The 18,251-nt window shown below is 59.0% G+C and carries 18 protein-coding genes; 13 read left to right on the top strand and 5 right to left on the bottom strand.

The genetic code is table 11. The features are described 5' to 3' along the window. Nucleotides 1-87: 87 nt before the first annotated feature. Both XH81_RS31235 and XH81_RS31230 read right to left on the bottom strand, forming a co-directional pair. On the bottom strand, nt 88-279 hold the full coding sequence (locus XH81_RS31235) for a hypothetical protein (protein ID WP_036014847.1): 192 nt from the start codon (nt 277-279) through the stop codon (nt 88-90). A 42-nt stretch (nt 280-321) separates the two neighbouring features. Continuing rightward, nucleotides 322-630: a hypothetical protein gene (locus XH81_RS31230; protein WP_172787711.1), complete on the bottom strand. Its 309-nt coding sequence runs from the start codon at nt 628-630 to the stop codon at nt 322-324. Nucleotides 631-1,556: 926 nt separating this feature from the next. Between XH81_RS31230 and XH81_RS31225 the strand changes: the two genes are divergently transcribed. Then, a complete protein-coding gene (locus XH81_RS31225) occupies nt 1,557-3,002 on the top strand; it encodes a DUF1521 domain-containing protein (protein ID WP_271596622.1) in 1,446 nt (481 codons plus the stop codon). A gap of 584 nt (nt 3,003-3,586) precedes the next feature. Here the strand turns inward: XH81_RS31225 and XH81_RS31220 are convergent. The 3 genes from XH81_RS31220 to XH81_RS31210 all read right to left on the bottom strand — a co-directional run bounded on the left by XH81_RS31220 (nt 3,587) and on the right by XH81_RS31210 (nt 6,649). After that, nucleotides 3,587-3,790 (bottom strand): hypothetical protein, encoded by a 204-nt coding sequence (locus XH81_RS31220; protein WP_271596621.1) that lies wholly within the window; start codon nt 3,788-3,790, stop codon nt 3,587-3,589. A gap of 1,010 nt (nt 3,791-4,800) precedes the next feature. Beyond that, nucleotides 4,801-5,649, bottom strand: a complete 849-nt coding sequence (locus tag XH81_RS31215) for a hypothetical protein (RefSeq protein ID WP_271596620.1) — start codon at nt 5,647-5,649, stop codon at nt 4,801-4,803. Between the two features lie 304 nt (nt 5,650-5,953). After that, nucleotides 5,954-6,649, bottom strand: a complete 696-nt coding sequence (locus XH81_RS31210) for a secretin N-terminal domain-containing protein (protein WP_442868213.1) — start codon at nt 6,647-6,649, stop codon at nt 5,954-5,956. A 172-nt stretch (nt 6,650-6,821) separates the two neighbouring features. Here XH81_RS31210 and XH81_RS31205 point away from each other — a divergent pair, with 172 nt between their 5' ends. The 12 genes from XH81_RS31205 to XH81_RS31150 all read left to right on the top strand — a co-directional run bounded on the left by XH81_RS31205 (nt 6,822) and on the right by XH81_RS31150 (nt 18,172). Beyond that, entirely contained in the window at nt 6,822-7,334 is a 513-nt protein-coding gene (locus XH81_RS31205) for a nodulation protein NolB (protein ID WP_333913899.1), read from the top strand. A gap of 8 nt (nt 7,335-7,342) precedes the next feature. After that, nucleotides 7,343-8,209 (top strand): type III secretion system inner membrane ring lipoprotein SctJ, encoded by an 867-nt coding sequence (sctJ, locus tag XH81_RS31200; protein ID WP_271596618.1) that lies wholly within the window; start codon nt 7,343-7,345, stop codon nt 8,207-8,209. Between the two features lie 11 nt (nt 8,210-8,220). Next, entirely contained in the window at nt 8,221-8,853 is a 633-nt protein-coding gene (locus XH81_RS31195) for a nodulation protein NolU (protein ID WP_271596617.1), read from the top strand. Then, nucleotides 8,850-9,470: a type III secretion system stator protein SctL gene (sctL, locus tag XH81_RS31190; protein WP_172787705.1), complete on the top strand. Its 621-nt coding sequence runs from the start codon at nt 8,850-8,852 to the stop codon at nt 9,468-9,470. Before XH81_RS31195 ends, sctL begins: the two co-directional genes overlap by 4 nt. Beyond that, nucleotides 9,467-10,822, top strand: a complete 1,356-nt coding sequence (gene sctN / locus XH81_RS31185; protein ID WP_271596616.1) for a type III secretion system ATPase SctN — start codon at nt 9,467-9,469, stop codon at nt 10,820-10,822. The genes sctL and sctN overlap by 4 nt, the downstream gene beginning before the upstream one ends. Continuing rightward, nucleotides 10,798-11,334: a hypothetical protein gene (locus XH81_RS31180; protein WP_271596615.1), complete on the top strand. Its 537-nt coding sequence runs from the start codon at nt 10,798-10,800 to the stop codon at nt 11,332-11,334. The genes sctN and XH81_RS31180 overlap by 25 nt, the downstream gene beginning before the upstream one ends. Further along, nucleotides 11,331-12,452: a type III secretion system cytoplasmic ring protein SctQ gene (gene sctQ / locus XH81_RS31175; protein WP_271596614.1), complete on the top strand. Its 1,122-nt coding sequence runs from the start codon at nt 11,331-11,333 to the stop codon at nt 12,450-12,452. The genes XH81_RS31180 and sctQ overlap by 4 nt, the downstream gene beginning before the upstream one ends. Then, complete coding sequence (sctR, locus tag XH81_RS31170; protein ID WP_172787701.1) at nt 12,445-13,110, top strand: type III secretion system export apparatus subunit SctR; 666 nt, start codon at nt 12,445-12,447, stop codon at nt 13,108-13,110. The genes sctQ and sctR overlap by 8 nt, the downstream gene beginning before the upstream one ends. 2 nt (nt 13,111-13,112) lie before the next feature. Further along, on the top strand, nt 13,113-13,388 hold the full coding sequence (locus tag XH81_RS31165; protein ID WP_036014823.1) for an EscS/YscS/HrcS family type III secretion system export apparatus protein: 276 nt from the start codon (nt 13,113-13,115) through the stop codon (nt 13,386-13,388). Between the two features lie 10 nt (nt 13,389-13,398). Then, a complete protein-coding gene (gene sctT, locus XH81_RS31160) occupies nt 13,399-14,220 on the top strand; it encodes a type III secretion system export apparatus subunit SctT (RefSeq protein WP_271596613.1) in 822 nt (273 codons plus the stop codon). Then, nucleotides 14,217-15,254, top strand: a complete 1,038-nt coding sequence (locus XH81_RS31155) for an EscU/YscU/HrcU family type III secretion system export apparatus switch protein (protein ID WP_271596612.1) — start codon at nt 14,217-14,219, stop codon at nt 15,252-15,254. The genes sctT and XH81_RS31155 overlap by 4 nt, the downstream gene beginning before the upstream one ends. A 2,177-nt stretch (nt 15,255-17,431) precedes the next feature. Beyond that, nucleotides 17,432-18,172: a glycosyl hydrolase gene (locus XH81_RS31150; protein WP_271596611.1), complete on the top strand. Its 741-nt coding sequence runs from the start codon at nt 17,432-17,434 to the stop codon at nt 18,170-18,172. The last annotated feature ends 79 nt before the right edge of the window (nt 18,173-18,251 follow it).

The following is an 18,251-nucleotide window of genomic DNA, read 5'->3' as shown; positions in this document are numbered from 1 at the left end:
GTACGGCAGTGCCGTACGGCTCATCCAGATTTCGTCATTCACAACTCGGCGACGGTAGCAACGCGGTGAGCCACCCGTCTCGCAGAATTACTGAACGCGTTCGTCGGCGACCTTCTTCTCGGACGAGAGCTCGGTCGTGATTCGACGCATTGCCACGGCCTGGGCCTGAACCTTCTGGCTAACACGCTCGAATTCAGCCATCTGGTTCTGGAAGCCCGTATCGCCCGTCGGCTGCGCCCCAGCAGCGCCGCCATTTCCGCCAACATTGTCAACTGCCATATCTACTTACCTTTCTGTTGGGATAACCTTGGTTCTGACTTGTTACGAGTTGTGGGCCGGCGAGATGATCGCGGGAATTGAGAGGACCATGGGCGTACCGCCGAGCGTGCTGAGCCCAAGGTTCAGCTCCGGGCTCTTGCAGAGGGTATCGGACTTGGGTTGTACCTCGCTCTTGTCGCCGGCGTCTTTGTCGTCTGCGGCCTTATCATGGCTACCCTCGTCGGGCACCAAGGTGTGGACCACCTTGTCAAAGACCTTGTCAACGCTCCCGCCCAGTGCCGAACCAATGGCCGCTCCGGCAGGCCCGCCAAGGTATCCGCCGGCAGCACTTCCGATCATTTCTCCGATCATCGCATTCTCCTATCCTCGTCTTGTTGCGCTCAATAGACGACTGCTCGCCTAGATTTCAGCGGCCTCATGCTAGGGGCGCTAGCTTTCGAAAAGCTGACGAGCCTCATGTTGAGGCGAGTGGGATGATCTTTTGCGGCAGCGTTGCACCTGCTCGCAATCATCGGCTCGCCCGGGCCGTCCCAGCCCGTCTATAATCGGCTTTGCGCAAGGCCCTGTGGGTGGTGCTTAGCTGCGCGTGCAGGAATGAGTTTACCTTGCGGAGCCTGAGCAGGCGCGTGGCTTGGCGGATAGAGTGCGAAAGCGGGATAAAGTCATGGAGTTGTGCGGGTCTCAGCCCGCGCTAGACTCGTTTGGTCAACATGGGCGGCTTGTGCAAAGTCAGGGTCCGCGAAGATCCTCTGATGCCGGAGAGACTGGTCCGCGCGCGTGTTCAACCCATCGATCGCTCCTCGCAGATGATGTGCACGACCGGCGGGAGCGCTGATTGCGCGGTGAGGATGGGATGACTGGTTGATAACCGGCAGACCTCGCGTATCGCGAAGACATAGGGCACCTCTGATAACAGCCGTTTCGTGCGAAGAGGAGGGTTGAAGGTTGCGATACAGCTTGGCGAAGGATGCGTCTCCGACATTCGATCAATGTCAAAGTGGATGCGGCTTCGCTCGCCCATCGTCGTCAGCTTTTCGACAGGTATTCGGGCTACGGTCGTTGTGAGTTAAAAGGGCGTGATGTGATCGTGCAGCACTTAGTGTGGTGCGACGAAAGGAAGATCTCGTTAGGGCTGCTGGTCTGGCAAGAGAAGTAGTCGTTCGTCCGGATGAGCTAATGGTGCGTTCTCGTGCAGATCGAAGCAGCGTACCTTGGTTGACTATGCGCGCAGCGTTCGCGGTTTTACAGATTTCGTCTATGCAACAGGAGTAAACTAAATGCCGTATCTTCCCGTGACTGGCCTTCCGGTGGTGGGCGCGTCCGACTCGATGAACGGAGTGGTGCCAGAAGGCGCGGTTGTCACTCCCGCCTTCAACGCCTTGTTGGGGCAGTATGCTCCGGCGAGCTACCAGTACCTACCGGTAGCCTCACCAGCCTTCGTCAGTTCGGTCGCCGTTCCGGTCGTGGTAACGCCAGCCGTCGTTACGACCCAAGCTTACATGATGGCGCCTCCTCCTCCCACCATGCTGATGAGCCAGCTGAATCAAAATTCTGAGCCTGCTGTGGATCCGGTGTGGACGCACGAGGTCAAGGATGGCAAGGCCACGATCAACCTTGGGGACAAGTATACGATTACGGCCAATGAAAAGGATGGCACCTGGACAGTTCGCAACAACCAGACCGGGCATGTCACCGTAATTCATGGCGACCCCCACGTTGATGCCGACGGAGACGGCAAAGATGACTTCGATTTCAAGAAGGATATGACGTTTGAGCTCGACGACGGCACGAAAATTACTGTCAACAATGTTGACTACGGTAATGGTCAGGCCATCTCTTCAAAGCTTACCATTACCAACGGCCACAACGCGATGGTTGTCGAGGGGCTCGGCGACGATAAGGATGGAAAAAACAATCTAAGGGTGACCCAGTCCAATGCTGGCATGACCCTTGACGAGTTGACGTCCGATGGTGCCCAAACGATCCATGAGAGTGGCCAAGGCTGGGTCGATGGGGCCGGACGCGCGGTGAATCAGGCGAGTATCGATGCAGGCGAACAAGGGCGCGGGCCCGGTAATTACCAGTATGGAAGCGCAGCGCGTGCCTCTACCGCCCCCGTCTTCTTCGTTCCTCCTCCGCCGCCGCCTCTTGCGATGGTGCCTGTTGCGGTCGCCCAGGCGCCCACGCAGTCGTCTCAGCCGGCGCCAATCTGGTCGCATGAGGTCAGGGGCAGCAGGGCTGAGATCAAGCTTGGTGATAAGTATTCGATGCTCGTGGACGAGCATGACGGAACGGTGCTCATTCGCAACAATCAAACGGGCAAGATCACAGCGATCAAGGGCGACCCCCACGTCGATGCCGACGGTGACGGCAAGATCGATTTCGATTTCAAGAAGAACATGACGTTCCAGCTCGACGACGGCACGAAAATTACCATCGACACCGTTGATATTGGCAACGGCAAAACGATGGCCTCGAAGCTGACCATTACCAACGGCGACAATGCCATTGTCGTCGAAGGGCTAGGAGACCGCTTCGACGGTAAGAACAATCTTAAGGTGACGCAGTCGAATGCAGGCCGTACGCTTGATCAGCTGACTTCAGATGGAGCCCAGACGATTTACGAACAGCCAGGCTCGGGCTGGGTTGATCGGTCTGGACGCCAGGTTAACCAGGCGATCATCGACAGCAATGAGAATCCAGGCACACCGTCGGACGCTTGAGTTGGCCGCAATCCTGGCTGGTCCTGCGAGGCGATCCCAGCTTATCGGTAAGTCACTGAAGCGGGCGTTAGCGCCCGCTTTTCGTGTTCGGCGGCGCCAATCGTACCCACAGGCCCGCCATGACCCACGGATCAGGTACCCGCAAAATTTTCGATGCTGTTGTCAGCGGACCGGGAGCTGCGCAGGTATCTGCGCAGCGAGCGCCGAAGCTACCGACGTTACGATCTCACAGGATCTCTCTGGCACGCCATTTCGCGGGCGGCTGCAGTACCGATCCAGCACAGCCAGGTGACGGAATTGATCATAAAGGGAGAAGCGGTTGGTTCCGCTTGAAGCGTGCTGACTGAAAAGCGTGATGAACCCTCACTGAGGAGTGCGGCGCACGGCCGCGTAAGCTAGTCGCTGCGGCGTTTTTCGAGAGTTCCAAGTGCGATTGGATTGCGACCGGTCGCACCGCCCACCTGGAGGATCACCTAAGACGCATCTGGCGGCTGGCTTGGCAAGTCGGCGGCTGCGCCAGGTCGTTCTCGGTTCGGCTTGCCTTCCGAAGGTCCTTCCCTGTGCGCCTCTGATAATCCGGACCTTCACCCATCATCTAGCTCGCTCATCGCGTCATCCATATCTGACTGGGAATCGCTTATAACCTGGGTGGCGACGGCAACCAGAGCCTTTTCGAAGGCTCGCTGCAACAATGCTGCGGGCGAGTTTTCGCCGCCGTTCCCGGCGTTGTCGGTGTTTGCGCCAGCTTCTGGCGCCGTTGCTGCGATATCGGCTGCGGCTGTGTCCATGTCATAAAACCAAGCTAGCGGCGGTGCCGCGAGATGACCTATTCCAGCGGTTCTAGCAGGCACAGCTTGCAAGAAGCTGACGAAGAGTGAGGCTGGATTGATACCCTTATTCCTGCGCTCTGTGAACTCGGGTGGCTCCCCTTGGAGTTTGATGCCGCAAAAGGACGGTGTCGGTTGGAATCATTCGGCCGCTGCGTGGCTGCCGAACATCGGCGCGTTCGGTTCGACTCCAGGCGCGGCTGAGAGCGAGTGGATCGGATGGGCATCTGCGTTCGGCTGCAATAGAGAGCTGGCCTCTATCTCACGATACGGGCTAAGAAAGCGCACTAGGGAGGTGTGCCTTGCGCGGCTTCTGAAGCAGGCCATCGCGCCGAAGCAGCTGCCTTCGGCGCGGGCTACAAAAAGGAGATGAAGACCTTGGGGGCGGGCAGAGTTTTCGCGGATCAATCCGGCGATCTTGATGATATTTATGCTTCGGATGATCCGGGGCATACTCTCTGAGAGCTGCTATCCGCAGGGCCATTAACGCCAGATGCTAGAGTCCTCAACGCCAGATGCTAGAGTCCTCGCTTTGCCAAGGAACGAGGACAAGCGGCAGCGTAAGCAGTTCGATGTTGAACGTGCCCAGGGGGCGGTCATACCGTGACTCTCCTGATCCGGAACGCCCTTACCCTCGTCTCGACGCACGATCGCCTCGCGGTGCTCCTAAATCGCAGCGTGACTCGCGGGGCTGGCACGCCAGTTCTGAATTCGCAGCTAAATTGCAATGTTCTTTCTCCGCGGGCCGTTGTGTTCTCAGCGAACCATATGAAAAGCCATTTCATGCTCCGGCTCGCGCGGTCTTTGACTAGGCCGCTGCCGCTCGCGAGCTGGTCTGGCACTTATGAGTGGCCGGAAAAGAGAAGAGTGACCGCGGAATACCCCCGGGGCGCCTCTCACCAGGTGTCCTGCCATGTCTAAGTCTTTGTTGGCCGCGGGGAGATCACCCTGCCGTGGCACGGCTGCAGCCGTTAGCGGATGGGCGGATCTTCCGCATCTATAGGTTGGTCTTGCTCTAACTCTTCAGGCCAAAGGGTCGCATCCAGCGAAGGTGTGAGACGAATGAAGTCCTCCTCTCTCCATTCGGCCGTGTGAGGCACACCGAGCATGGCGAAAACTGTTGTCGGGTTTTCTTTGCTTGGCTTCACTCCGCTGCGCTCCAGCATGTCGATCTGAGCGCCGGTTGCTGTTTGAGGCGTAAACACCCAAACGTCCTTGGCGAGATGTCCGTCCCACATGCGGAACTCGGAAAGTTCTGATGGAGCTGCGGAAGACCCAGGTTGAGGCGGTCCCGCCTGCAGTGGCCGGGCATGGGATGGGCCGGCGTGAGACGGCTCACCCTGAAAAGGGGCAGTGTGCGATGGACCTGCATGCGATGGCCCCGCTTGTGGCTCACCGTGCCGCGGCTCGCCATGAGACGGGTCGGCATCCAGATTCTGCCATATCACATCTTGATCGAAGCCGGGATGTTCCTCGATCGCCTGAGCGATGGTCTGGGGCGAGAGATGCTGTCGGCCATTTTCCTGCCCAGGCGCAGCATATAGATTATCCTGCCAACCCGAGTCTGGCGAATGGGGATGCGCTAAATCCTCGTAAGGCGGATTCAGGTGACCGATATCAAAGTATGGAGAGTAGGGGTGGCCCGCGTTCAGATACGGTGAATAAGCCTCGCCCTGCAGCACTGGATGGGCGACGCTCTGCGCCAAAGCGGGAGCCTGTGCGCCGCTGAGCTGCTGCTCGAATTCGGTTGCATCTGAAGCCGTCTGTGCTGTGTCCGGCTCCGGGCTCGTATTCGCCGGGGCGACTGCATTGAAATCCACCCTGTTCCTCCTTCCATGATGACACGCATCGAGTTACGCGAAGCCTCAGCTAGCTCGGAAGCACGCGTGCGGAGGCCCGCATTGATCTCTAATACCTCGCGCCGCCTGCAAAAGTGGCACTACCTAATTTCCCTTGGGCGTCTGGGTCTCTGGTCCCTCTATCAGGGTTGCTCCAAGCAAGGCAGCCGCCCAAACCTCGCATGCTCAAGCTGGGGACCGTAGCTTTCGAAAAGCTAACGATCGGATGAAATAGGCGTACGCCGGACGGACCGACTTTGCTCGGAGTGGTCTTGTACCTTCGACCTCACTTCTGGCCTGGACCGGTTTCGCGCAAAATGCCCTCATGGTGCGGTGTTTCGGGAGAACCTTCCGGCCGCCCGTCTCGCAAGACCGTGCTCGATGAGCCGCGAAACAACATCAAAACCGACTCGCGTTGTGGCCTCTCGGCTGCGACGGGACTGCGCCGTGCCTGCGCTTCCGCCACAAGGCCTTTAAGGGTCTGATCCACCAGCGCAACAAATCGGGGTGGGCCAGAAGCAAGGATGAGGCCCTCTCCCGGAGCTGGTTTCACGATATAGCGCTCATCCGAGATGTTGAGGGCGTCGAGCGCGGAGTTGAACGCATCGAAGCTGATCGGGTTCAATACGATGAGCCGGCTTTGCGCCTCGTGGGCGGCGGAGATGTAAAGGACAAGCCCGTCGTAATACCACTGAAGATTGTACAGGGAAGTCAAACGGTCAAGGAATTCTCGTGGCGGCAAGTCAGGCATTCGCCCGCGAATCCGGCCCCTGACCTCGGCGCTGACATTGACCCTGATATTGAGATTGTTGCCGAACTCCTGCAGCGCCGCAGGAAGATCCTGATCGAGAACGGTGTAGCTATAAGGGGCAGACGGCAGGGAAAGGGATGCAGCAGACGAGCGCATTATGCCGATACAGATTAAAACGCCGGCACAAAGAGTTCTTTTTAGAATATGTACCATCGTAGATCGCGCGAGCATTCCCGGACGCCTTCCGCTCATCATCAAGTTGGAGTTTCGTTCTAGCTTGAAAACCAAAAGTGATCTTTAGATGACGCAGTCAGAACGATCTTCGTCAGGTTTTCGTCAGCTCGCCAGCCTATGAACTTGATCGGTTCGTCGGTTAACGCCTAGGTCTCATCACAACAGCACAATGACTCATTCCATGTTGTTAGGCGCAACGCCGATCTCTCCCAGTTCGGCTGACTGTCTTTCCAGTGCCTGCTCGCCCGCAGCTGCTGGCGAGCAGGCGCGCTTCGAGCAGTCCCTGGCGCAAGTAGCTGCAAATCACGGATCTGCCTTCCCGCCCGCGGATCGGCCCGTAGCGGCTTCGCCGATATTGGAGGTCCAGCGTACGAATGTGCTGGCAAGTCCGCCGGGTGACCGAATCCTCCAAACCCTTTCCAGTATGTACCAGGGCCGCGCCGTTCCTCCGGCGGTTGCGTCGGCTGTCGTGACTAGTGTGCAGCCTGGGCCGGCTACGCAGCCGCTTTTGCAGACGGATAACGTCGGTGCACATGCGAGTGGTAAACCGGTTGGAGCCGATTTTGAATCGATGATGACGAATCTGCGAGACGTATACAGGGACGTTATTCAGGTTTCCCTTGTCTCCAAGGGCACCAGCGCTGTCAGTTCGTCGCTCAACAAGCTGCTATCGGCCGGCTGAGTAAGCTGATGACTGGCGATACGAAAAGGGGTAGCTGTGGCGGCCGTCAATCGTGGCGGCGGCTTCGCATGTGTCTTGCGATGCCCCTTCTCCTCTCGCTGATCGGCTGTAAGGCTGATCTTTACACCAAAATTCAGGAGCGCGAGGCTAATGAGATGCTCGCGCTTCTCCTTGGAAAGGGCGTTGATGCTGCCCGTGTTGTCGCCAAGGACGGGACCAGTACAATCCAGGTCGAGGAAAAGCAGCTCGCTTATTCGATTGACCTGCTAAATGTCGAGGGGTTGCCGCGCCAATCCTTCAAGAATCTCGGCGAGGTGTTCAAGGGATCGGGCCTCGTTGCCTCGCCGATCGAGGAGCGGGCACGTTACGTTTATGCTCTAAGCGAAGAATTGTCGCGCACGATCAGCGATATAGATGGCGTCCTTTCAGCACGCGTCCACGTCGTTCTGCCGAAGAACGACTTGTTGCGACAAGATGCGACCCCGTCCTCAGCCTCGGTCTTCATTCGCCATGGCTCCAGCGCGAAGCTCTCGGCACTGTTGCCGCAGATCAAGATGCTCGTCGCAAACAGCATTGAAGGCCTGTCCTATGACAAGGTCGCGGTCGTCTTCGTGCCGGTCGAGCGCGCTCCAATCGAGCAGTCTGCCGCGCCGGTAGTCCCTACGGCTCAGTCAGCGAGAGCGGGCTCAGCGCCGTTACTTCCGCTTGCTGTGGGAGGCGCCGGAGCGGTATTCGGCATCGTATCTTGCGTATTGCTGGGCCCGCGCATGCGTCAGTTTGGACGATCATCGCGCAAGCTGAGCATGTTTGGTAGGGGCTCGCGCGTGTCTGCTGAGCAGGCGACGGACAAAAAGTTGATTGCTGATGCGACATAGTCTGGACGCTCATGTCGGCATCAATGTCATCCACAAAACTCAATCATTCGTTCACGCTCGCAGTCGATCGGCTGCGCGAGCTTGCTGCCTCGGTCGATCCCGGTCGTTTTGCTGGGCTTCTTGACCCGCTGCTTTCGCCTTCCACGTTGGCTCGGCTACAGCAGAGTGCCAGGCTGCAGCCAAGGCTCGCCGAACTGCTGCTGGGCAGCAAGGTGGAGGTGAGCTGCGCCGACTGGGACGAAGATGCTCTCCTTGGGCATGATCCGCGGCGGGCTGCGCTGCTCGCGGGCAGCATCTGGCATGCACGCTCCATCCTCAAGTTGGTTTCCAGGCACGATCTGACGATATTAGTGCAGGTGATCGGTGCCGAAGCGCATGCGTTCGCAGTCCGGCATTTATCCAGTGCCGTCGCAATGACCCCGATCGTCGAACCGGAGCAATTGTCGCGACAAATCGAATACGATGGGCACGCTTGTCTCGGCGCCTGGCTCGAACAGACTTCATCGCTTGGTCGTATCCGCGTGCTTCTACGCTTGCCTGTTGGGACGGCGGCCGAGAGTCCAACTGCTGAACACCGTAGCGCAGCAGGCCCGCTGCTTTCTCTCGTCATGGCGCATTTGCGTACAGAGGCTGCCGGAGTATGACGGCCGATGACCCCGCATCACCCGCGGCCCCGCAGATTCGGCCACTTGGACCGTTGATCCCAGCTGCGCAGCTTGAGATCTGGCACGATGCAGTACGGGCGCGAGCCGCTGCCGAGCGGCATCTGCAGCGGGTTCGCGGGTGGGCACGCCAGGCTTATGAGCGGGAACGGGCGCGGGGTCGCGCCGAGGGTGCAAAGGCTGGCGCAGAGGAAATGGCGCGGCTGATTGCGCAGGCGACTTTTGAAGTGGCCCAGCGCAAGGCGCGTCTGGAGCGGGAATTGCCGCAACTGGTCTTCGAGATCGTTCGCGATCTGCTTGGCGCGTTTGACCCGGGTGAGCTGCTGGTCCACGGCGTTCGTCATGCGATCGAGCAAAGATACAAGAACACGGAGGTTTGCCTCCACGTGCCCCCCCTGAGGGTCGACCTGCTCGCCAGTGAGTTCAAGGACTATGACGGACTTGAGGGCCGGCCGAAGGTCAGGATTGAGGCGGATCCGGCGCTGAGTGCGGACCAATGTGTCTTGTGGAGCGAGTTTGGCAATGTCGATCTTGGACTTGCCGCGCAGCTCCGCGCGCTGCGTCTCGGGTTTGGCTTGTCAGAGGAAGCTCAATCGTGACTGTGCAGCGACCAACCTACGATGCCGCCGCCACAGAAGCTACTGTAGAGGCCGCACTCTCGTCCTTGAGATCTTTCGCCAAGCACATCGATACACGCGCCATCCGCGGCCGGATCACGCGGGCGGTGGGCACGCTGCTGCACGCCGTCTTGCCGGAGGCTCGGGTCGGAGAGCTATGCCTATTGCAGGATCCTCGTAGCGGATGGTCGCTCGAGGCCGAGGTTATCGGCCTGTTGCCGGACGGGGTGTTACTCACGCCCATCGGGGACATGGTGGGGCTGTCCAATCGTGCGGAGGTGGTGACGACCGGGCGAATGCAGGAAGTGGCTGTCGGCCCCGATTTGCTCGGCCGCGTCATCGACAGTTTTGGCCGACCGCTCGATGGTAAGGGCCTGATAAAAGCCAGCGAAACCAGACCGCTACGCGGCAGGGCGCCGAATCCGATGAAACGGCGCGGGATTGAACAGCCGTTCCCGCTAGGCGTTCGTGTCCTGGATGGCCTTCTCACATGTGGAGAAGGTCAGCGGATCGGAATCTATGGCGATGCAGGTTGCGGCAAGTCGACGCTGATGTCGCAAATCGTAAGAGGCGCGGCGGCCGACGTCACCATCGTTGCGCTGATCGGCGAGCGCGGTCGAGAGGTGCGTGAATTCATCGAACGTCATCTTGGCGAAGCCCTCCACCGTTCCGTCGTTGTAGTGGAGACCTCTGACCGTTCGGCGATGGAGCGGGCCCAATGCGCCCACATGGCGACAGCACTGGCGGAATATTTTCGGGATCAGGGGCTTCGCGTCGTTTTGATGATGGATTCGTTGACGCGCTTTAGCCGCGCCATGCGTGAAATCGGCCTCGCCGCAGGAGAGCCGCCGACCCGGCGCGGATTTCCGCCCTCCGTTTTCGCGCTGTTGCCGGGCTTGTTGGAGCGCGCCGGCATGGGCGAGCATGGCTCCATTACGGCCTTCTATACGGTGCTTGTCGAAGGTGACGGCACCGGCGATCCAATAGCGGAAGAATCACGCGGCATCCTTGATGGCCACATTATTCTGTCCCGCGCGCTGGCCTCTCGGGAGCATTTTCCGGCTATTGATGTGCTGTCAAGCCGCAGCCGTGTCATGGATGCGATCGTGTCGATGCCGCATCGCAAGGCGGCATCTTTCTTCCGTGATCTGCTCTCACGCTACGCTGAGGCCGAGTTCTTGATCAAGGTCGGTGAATACAAGCAAGGCTCTGATCCGCTGACAGATCGAGCAATCGCCTCAATCGAGCAGCTGCGGGCCTTTTTGCGCCAGGGCCAGGGTGAGGCGTGCAGCTTTGAGGAGACGGTCGCATGGATATCGCGTCTAACGGCCTAAGTCCCGCTCACGCCTCAAAGCTGCGGCTCGTAAAGGATATGCGGGAACGAAGCGCCCTTCGTGAATTGTCCAACATGGAAGCCAAGCGCCACCTCGCGGTTCAAGCTGTTCAAGAAGCTCGCGAGCATCTTGCACATGCCGAGGAGCGCCGCGCAAAGCTCGAGGCGGAGCTCTATCGGGAAATGCTAGCGGCCGATGCGATATCTGTGTGCGAATTGCAGCGACGCTATCATCTCATCATCGGGCGGCTCACAGACGAGATCAAAGCGGCGCAGCGGGTTCTTGACGAGGCCCGTGCTGCTCAAGAGCAAGCTGAGGCTGCGGTTCTTGAGGCCCGATCCGTTTGGACCAAGCGTTCAGCGGCGAGCCAGAAATGGCGTGAGATCGATCACGACGTTCGGCGCATCACGGATGCACATTTCGAGGCTGCCGCCGAAATCGAAGCCGATGATGAAGTCTTGCTCCGCTACCGGCGAGGCCGATCAGGGCAGACGGGAGGTGAGCGATCATGATTGCAGATCCTCTCCCGCGCGAGCTAGGGGCCTGCGACGCGGAAGCCGCATCCGCGCCATATCGGCCGGCTGAACGCGCAGCCTTCATACCGACGATGATCCTCTCGCGCGCCGTGACCTCGTGGCTTAACGAGATCGCAGCGTCGCGTGCGCCTCTGCAAGCGCGCCTCGGCGAGAAGCCGATGTCTGTGCGCGTGAGCCGAACCGTCTGGCAGGTGGAGCCGGCTGTGACGTCGATGCTTGACTGCGTCTTCGACGTAAATGGCGAAACCTTGATTCTGTCCTTGCCAGCTCCGCTTGCGGAAGCGCTGATTGCGACCGTGCAGGATGGCCTTACCTTACCTTCTGAGCCGACGCGTTCGCTGGTCCTGGAACTTGCGCTGGAACCCTTGCTTGCCCCGCTGGAAAGATTGATGCAGCGCAATCTGCAGCTTGTTCGCACCGAGGAGGCGCCGAATATTAGGCCTTATCTTGAATTTGACGTCGCCTATGGTGAGCTCGCCAGCAAGGCGCGGCTGCTTCTATTCTCGCCACTTGACGGTCCCGTTCCGCCGGCTTTCACCGCGCTCGGCGAGCTGCTCGGCCGATTGCCGCGACAAACGGCCAGGCTGTCCTCCGAACTCCCGGTCATCGTTGCAGGCCAAGTCGGTTCGCTTCGCGTCGCGATCGGCGTTCTTCGCCGAGCAGAGCAAGGCGACGCGCTGCTCCCGGACTTAATTCCACTCGCGCGAGGCCAGATCATTCTCGCAGCAGACCGATTGTGGGCCCCTGCAGAGATCGGCGGCGACAGGCTGGTGCTGCGAGGACCATTCCGCTCGCGATCCCACCCCCTAACAAGTGAAGACATGATGCCCCAAAGCCAGGTGCAACAGCAGCCTCCGTCAGAGGCGGATATCGACAGCATCGAGATTACACTCATATTCGAATGTGGCCGCTGGCCGATGCCCTTGGGAACCTTGCGTACCCTCAACGAAGGCCACGTGTTCGAACTTGGCCGGCCTCCGGATGGGCCGGTGGATATCCTTGCCAACGGCCAACGTATCGGCCGGGGCGACATCGTGCGGATTGGGGACGAGCTGGCCGTCAGGCTGCGCGGCAGGTTGACGCTTAATGACTGAGGTTCAACCCAGCATCCTTGCGCTTCTTGCGATCACCGTCGGCCTTGGCCTGCTGGCCTTTGCAGTCGTGACAACGACCGCCTTTATCAAGGTCTCGGTTGTTCTCTTCCTCGTGCGCAATGCGCTGGGGACTCAATCGATCCCGCCGAACATCGTGCTTTACGGAGCGGCACTGATCCTGACCGTGTTCATCAGCGCTCCGGTGTTCGAGCAGACCTATAACCGGCTTACCGATCCGCAACTTCGCTACCAAAGTTTCGATGACTGGGTGACGGCCGCCAAGGAGGGACAGGAGCCGCTCCGAGCTCATCTGAAGAAATTCACTAATGAAGAGCAGCGCCGCTTCTTCTTGTCCTCAACGGAACACGTCTGGTCGGAGGACATGCGCGGCAGCGCCACGGCAGATGATTTTGCGATTCTCGTGCCGTCGTTTTTGATCTCCGAACTCAAGCGTGGATTCGAAATCGGCTTTCTTCTCTATCTTCCCTTCATCACGATCGATCTCATTGTAACGACGATTTTGATGGCAATGGGTATGTCGATGGTATCCCCCACGGTGATATCTGTCCCCTTCAAGCTCTTTTTGTTCGTCACGATCGACGGCTGGTCACGTCTCATGCACGGGCTGGTATTAAGCTACACGACGCCAGGAGGTTGACCATGAACGAAGCCAGCATCCTTACACACCTGAGTCAATCTCTCGTGCTCTTCATGATCTGGGTTCTGCCGCCGCTGCTCGCAGCTCTCATCTCTGGGCTGATCATTGGCCTCATCCAGGCGGCAACTCAGCTCCAGGATCAAACCCTGCCACTGACGGTCAAGCTTCTGGTTGTCGTCGCCGTGCTCGCCGGGTTTTCTCCCGTGCTCAGCGCTCCACTGATCGACCAGGCCGAGCACATCTTCAGTGAGTTTCCAGCACTTACCGCAAGATACTAGCAGAGGTCGGATGGCTGGCCTGTCACCCGCAGAGGCGCAAGCTCTCGTTCAGGGCACGATCGAGCTCGTGGCCGCAGCCGGCCTGAGTGCGGCCCGCGCCCTCGGCATCATGCTGGTGCTTCCCGTCTTCACCCGGCCGCGCATCAGCGGTTTGGTTCGGGGAAGCCTGACGATTGCGATCGGCCTGCCGTGCCTCCCTCACATCAAGCTAGGTCTGCAGGCCCTGGACCCGAACACGCGCCTAGTCAGCGTTACCCTGCTTGGCCTGAAGGAGGTGTTCGTCGGTCTTATGCTCGGCATCCTGCTCAGTATTCCACTATGGAGCATACAGGCAGTCGGCGACATCATCGATACACAACGAGGAATTTCAAGCCAAGTTGCGGGGGAGGATCCCGCGACGCATAGCCAAGCGTCCGGAACCGGGCTTTTTCTCGGTGTTACCGCAGTTACGATCTTCGTTCTGGTCGGCGGGCTGCAGACCATGGTGAGCGGCCTTTATGGCAGCTACCTAGCGTGGCCTGTCTATCAGTTTCTGCCTGCCGTCACAGCGCAAGGGGCAATGGAATGTCTGGCCCTTCTCGACCGTATCATGATGACGACCTTGTTAGTCGCCGGGCCGGTGCTGGCCCTGCTGCTGCTGGTCGATGTCTCGGTCATGCTGCTGGGCCGTTTTGCATCTCAGCTCAAGATGAACGATCTCTCCCCAATGATCAAGAATGTTGCATTCGGGGTCATCATGGTCAGCTACGCCATTTATCTGCTTGAATACGCCGGAGCTGAAATCCTGACCTCGAACAACATGCTCGAGGATCTGCAGAAGCTCTTGAAATGAGCTCTACGAGTGAGGAGAAAAAGCTTCCTCCGACGCCCAAGAAGCTGCGCGATGCCCGCAAGAAGGGGCAGAGCGCGCGCAGCTCGGATCTGGTGAGCGGCGTCAGCGCCTGTGCCGGTTTCGCCTGCCTGTGGTGGCGAGCGGGTGCGATCGAGGACAAGTGGCAGGAGACGGTCCGTCTAGTCGATAAACTGCAGGACCAGCCGTTCACAAGCGCGGTGCCACAAGCGCTCAGTGGCTTGCTAGAACTTTCGATTGCCACGGTCGCTCCGTTGCTCGCCGCTGCTGTGACAGCAGCTCTTCTGGCCAATGTCCTGGCCAATGGCGGCTTTATGTTCGCTTCGGAGCCGCTCAAGCCGAAGCTCGAGAAACTGGATCCCATCAAAGGCTTGAAACGCATCGCCTCGAAACGTTCGGCCATCGAGCTGGGCAAGACCCTGGCTAAGGTGGTGTTGCTTGGTGCGACCTTCTTTCTCACCGTGATCGCGAGCTGGAAAGCGCTGGTGTACCTGCCAGTCTGCGGCATGGGCTGTTTTGGCTTCGTCTTCACCGAGGTTAAGCTGCTGATTGCGATTGCCGCTGGAGCTTTTCTGGTCGGCGGATTGGCTGACCTCCTAATCCAGCGCTGGCTGTTTATGCAGGACATGCGCATGACGGAAACGGAGGCCAAGCGGGAGAACAAGGAGCAGCAAGGCAATCCGCAGGTGAAGCGTGAGCACCGACGTCTGCGGCAAGAGTCGGCCAATGAGGCCCCGCTCGGAATCAGTCGGGCCACGTTGATATTGCGGGGGTCGACAACGTTGATTGGGCTGCGCTATGTGCGCGGCGAGACCGGCGTGCCGGTCTTGGTTTGCCGTGGCGAAGGCGAAGCTGCTTCACAACTACTTGGTGAGGCGCGCGCGCTGCGCCTCACCATTGTGGATGACGATGTCCTGGCGCGTCAGCTGCTCGGCAAAGCAAAGCTCGGCAACCCTGTTCCCTCGCAATATTTCGAATCGGTCGCAAAAGCGCTCTATGCGGCGGGGCTAGTGTAGATCATTCTGTCCTGACGCTGCGATCTGCGGCGAGGCGCTCGATGGACGCTCGGATGTTCCGCAAGGCGACGATGCGCTAGCCCGAAAGCCTCTGGGCCGCGGCCTCGCCGACCGGATCACCGCGTCAGCTGCGGCGCCAAGCGGCGCCACAACCTGTTCGCCCATTTCGAGAGCTTCAGCGCCTACAACTCAGCCGGCCTGTACCGCCGTGGGTAGAGGAGTCCTGCCATTCGGTTGACAAGCCGGTAGTGCTGATCGTCAACTAAGACGGCTGCCATCTGGAGCATGCTCTCTGTCGCCTATCTCGAGCCGCGCTGCTACAGGTTCATACGATCACAGCGTTTATATCGTCTCAAGATCAGCCCGAGTGCCACATTGCGCCGCACACGTTCGAGAGCCGCAGGACATAATCCTGCGTGCGGGGAGAAAAGTAAGCCTCCAGCTAAACTCGGGGCTAAGGGTATTGCAGCCATTGTCCATCGACGCCGTCTTCCCGCGCAGGGTGCTTACAACGTCGATTGCTTCACCTAACCGAACTCGCTAGCTGACACCGGACAAGCTTCGGCGAACATCGCAGGTTCGCCCCGGCAGTTAGCTCTTCCTATCGAAGCATGGATTTCGCATTCGGTCGGCAAGAACCTCTGGATGATCCCGTATAGATCGCGTTCACTCCCTCCTTTGCTGGCACGTTACCTAATGACGTAGGTATCGCGTGTTGGCAATTGTGGTACCTTGTAGGGGATGATCGAAATGAGCCTAGGTGTGGAGCGCTGCAGTGGCTTCAGCTGACCCGCCAAGAGTCCTACGATTGCACTGAACTCAAGATGCCGCGAGTTATCTAGCTCGCATTGCCGTAGATACCTCTGTTTGTCGAATAGATCTCTTGTTGGGCGGAGGGAGGCAGAGGCTGCGCGCTCAAGGGGGCACAGATCCGGTTGGGCGGCCGATGCCGGGATGAGTGATGACGTGATCGCCACAAGTCGGGGCGTCGGCCACTTGGTGGTCTGCCACCCTTCGACGTTTTTGTCGAAGGCAACCTGGCGGAGAACCAAAGCGAAGAGCCGCCTACCGCGCAGAGTGCGAGCTCAACGACAAGGAAGAGGCCCTTCTGGTGGCCGCCTGCAGTCCTCCGACAGGCCGGGTGCTGGACACCGGAGCTGCTGGCTGGCGCGATCCTCAGGCTGACGTGGTACCAGAGCCTGTCGCCGGAACGTCGTTCTCACTCTCGACCGCGACTGGCCCACACGGGCCGCTTTCGTTTTGGGAATTTTCGGGTCTCGTCAGCTTTCAGTAATCCAGCCCGGATACAGAGCCGTTGTGGTTAACGGGACGTGGCAGGGACAGCGCTATCTATCCAGAACGGTCAGCGCCGAGTCACGCTTTCCGCTAAACTCAACGGCAGCGCGGGGCGGCAGGGATAGTGCCTTTAGCCACCCCCCCAAGTCGGTAGGCGCCAGGCCGCACCCGCGCTGATTCCTGTCGCTGACCTTCTGCAGTCAGCTTTAGTGGTTTTAAGCGTTCGGAGGGGGGACATGACCGCTTCAACTCAACATCTTCGACTTATGCGCCCAAGTGCGGCGCAACCAGCCGTTGCCAAGTTTGTCTCTTTATGTGCCCCCGAGCTTTCAGCACGGAGATCAGTGGGCGCCGGGAGAACTCAAGTTGCGAATGGGTTTGCACAAGCTTCTGCCATCCGTGTCTGAGCCAAAGAAAAGTCTCGCTCTCGGGGACGTGAACTACACAGCCAGTATCGGGCCGCCGGACTCGGAACACGAGATTTTTCTCCGCAGAAACTGAACTGGCTTCCGATTGAAGTCAGCCAAGACGGCGAGTCGTGCCCGCGCTGCCTGCGATCCGAAGCTGATGCCCGAGCCACGTGAAGCGACTACCAGTCTTGGGGCTATAGCTTCGTCGCCTTGGCCGAGGGTCTGCAGAACGCGCTGTGGTGGCTCGGCGGGCCAGCGCGTGAGCATCGCACCGGGCCGAGGCTGCTCAGTGACAATGGTTCGAATTGCGTGGCGGACGATCTGGCCGAGTGGCTCGACCCGAGGGCATGCAGCAGGTGCGCGGCGCTCCGTACGTCATCAAGACAAGGAAGAAGATTCGCCGTTCTCTGACTGGCCTCACTTTTGCTTGCTGCTCGTTCGCTGGAGGGCAGATCTGAGGTGGAGATTAGAATGTCTGCATTGTCGACGCTTAACGTACTTGCGCTTCCTTTGGCGACAATGATTGCGCTATTCCCAGCATCCGCAAAAGCGCCGATCTGGAGTTCGAGCGATCAGTATGGTACTTTTTCCCTTGATGGTTATTCCTGGAACAACGACGTATATGGTCAAGGTGTTGGGCCTCAGACGATCTCAGTGTATTCAATCAATCAATGGAGCGTGCGGTCGAATCAACCTGACACTGATGGCATTAAGAGCTATCCCCACGGAGCTTTCAATGTCGGGAAACCGCTGAGCGCGATCAACGACCTCAGGTCAAGCTTTAACCAGAGCGTCCCGACTGGCGGCCGTTGGAACTTCGCCTACGATATCTGGGATAGCTCAAATGCCTACGAGATAATGCTGTGGACCAACTACACCGGAAATCCCGACGGAAGCGGTGATGTTAAGCCCATTTCTTACAAGTATAACTCTTCAGGGACCGCCGCGATTCCAGTCTACACAGGCGTGAATGTGGGGGGAGCCACTTGGAACGTGTTTGAAGGCTGGAACAAACACAAGGTTATTTCGCTTCTGCGCAGCTCCAAAACCAACAGCGAAACTGTGGATATCAAGAGTATCCTGCAATGGATAAAGTCGAAAGGATACTTCGGCGACATAATCGTCGGCAGCGTCCAATACGGCGTTGAGATAACCTCGTCCCCAGGCGGGCAAAACTTCGACGTCAATCATTGGGCTGTAATCTCGAAGTGACTACCTTGGGATCTACGAGCGGGGACAGCGGCAAAGGCAGTGCCAGAGCCGTTGTTCGAGCTGAGGTTGGGAGTCGGAC

It is taken from the genome of Bradyrhizobium sp. CCBAU 25360, assembly GCF_028128695.1.
Classification (GTDB): Bacteria; Pseudomonadota; Alphaproteobacteria; order Rhizobiales; family Xanthobacteraceae; genus Bradyrhizobium; species Bradyrhizobium ottawaense.
This window is presented reverse-complemented; position numbering and strand designations above follow the sequence as displayed.

What these genes read in the sequence shown, in the direction of transcription:
- XH81_RS31235 (WP_036014847.1), bottom strand. Translation starts at nt 279, where the DNA reads ATGGCAGTTGACAATGTTGGCGGAAATGGCGGCGCTGCTGGGGCGCAG.
- XH81_RS31230 (WP_172787711.1), bottom strand. Translation starts at nt 630, where the DNA reads ATGATCGGAGAAATGATCGGAAGTGCTGCCGGCGGATACCTTGGCGGG.
- XH81_RS31225 (WP_271596622.1), top strand. Translation starts at nt 1,557, where the DNA reads ATGCCGTATCTTCCCGTGACTGGCCTTCCGGTGGTGGGCGCGTCCGAC.
- XH81_RS31220 (WP_271596621.1), bottom strand. Translation starts at nt 3,790, where the DNA reads ATGGACACAGCCGCAGCCGATATCGCAGCAACGGCGCCAGAAGCTGGC.
- XH81_RS31210 (WP_442868213.1), bottom strand. Translation starts at nt 6,649, where the DNA reads ATGCTCGCGCGATCTACGATGGTACATATTCTAAAAAGAACTCTTTGT.
- XH81_RS31205 (WP_333913899.1), top strand. Translation starts at nt 6,822, where the DNA reads ATGACTCATTCCATGTTGTTAGGCGCAACGCCGATCTCTCCCAGTTCG.
- sctJ (WP_271596618.1), top strand. Translation starts at nt 7,343, where the DNA reads ATGACTGGCGATACGAAAAGGGGTAGCTGTGGCGGCCGTCAATCGTGG.
- XH81_RS31195 (WP_271596617.1), top strand. Translation starts at nt 8,221, where the DNA reads ATGTCGGCATCAATGTCATCCACAAAACTCAATCATTCGTTCACGCTC.
- sctL (WP_172787705.1), top strand. Translation starts at nt 8,850, where the DNA reads ATGACGGCCGATGACCCCGCATCACCCGCGGCCCCGCAGATTCGGCCA.
- XH81_RS31180 (WP_271596615.1), top strand. Translation starts at nt 10,798, where the DNA reads ATGGATATCGCGTCTAACGGCCTAAGTCCCGCTCACGCCTCAAAGCTG.
- sctQ (WP_271596614.1), top strand. Translation starts at nt 11,331, where the DNA reads ATGATTGCAGATCCTCTCCCGCGCGAGCTAGGGGCCTGCGACGCGGAA.
- sctR (WP_172787701.1), top strand. Translation starts at nt 12,445, where the DNA reads ATGACTGAGGTTCAACCCAGCATCCTTGCGCTTCTTGCGATCACCGTC.
- XH81_RS31165 (WP_036014823.1), top strand. Translation starts at nt 13,113, where the DNA reads ATGAACGAAGCCAGCATCCTTACACACCTGAGTCAATCTCTCGTGCTC.
- sctT (WP_271596613.1), top strand. Translation starts at nt 13,399, where the DNA reads ATGGCTGGCCTGTCACCCGCAGAGGCGCAAGCTCTCGTTCAGGGCACG.
- XH81_RS31155 (WP_271596612.1), top strand. Translation starts at nt 14,217, where the DNA reads ATGAGCTCTACGAGTGAGGAGAAAAAGCTTCCTCCGACGCCCAAGAAG.
- XH81_RS31150 (WP_271596611.1), top strand. Translation starts at nt 17,432, where the DNA reads ATGTCTGCATTGTCGACGCTTAACGTACTTGCGCTTCCTTTGGCGACA.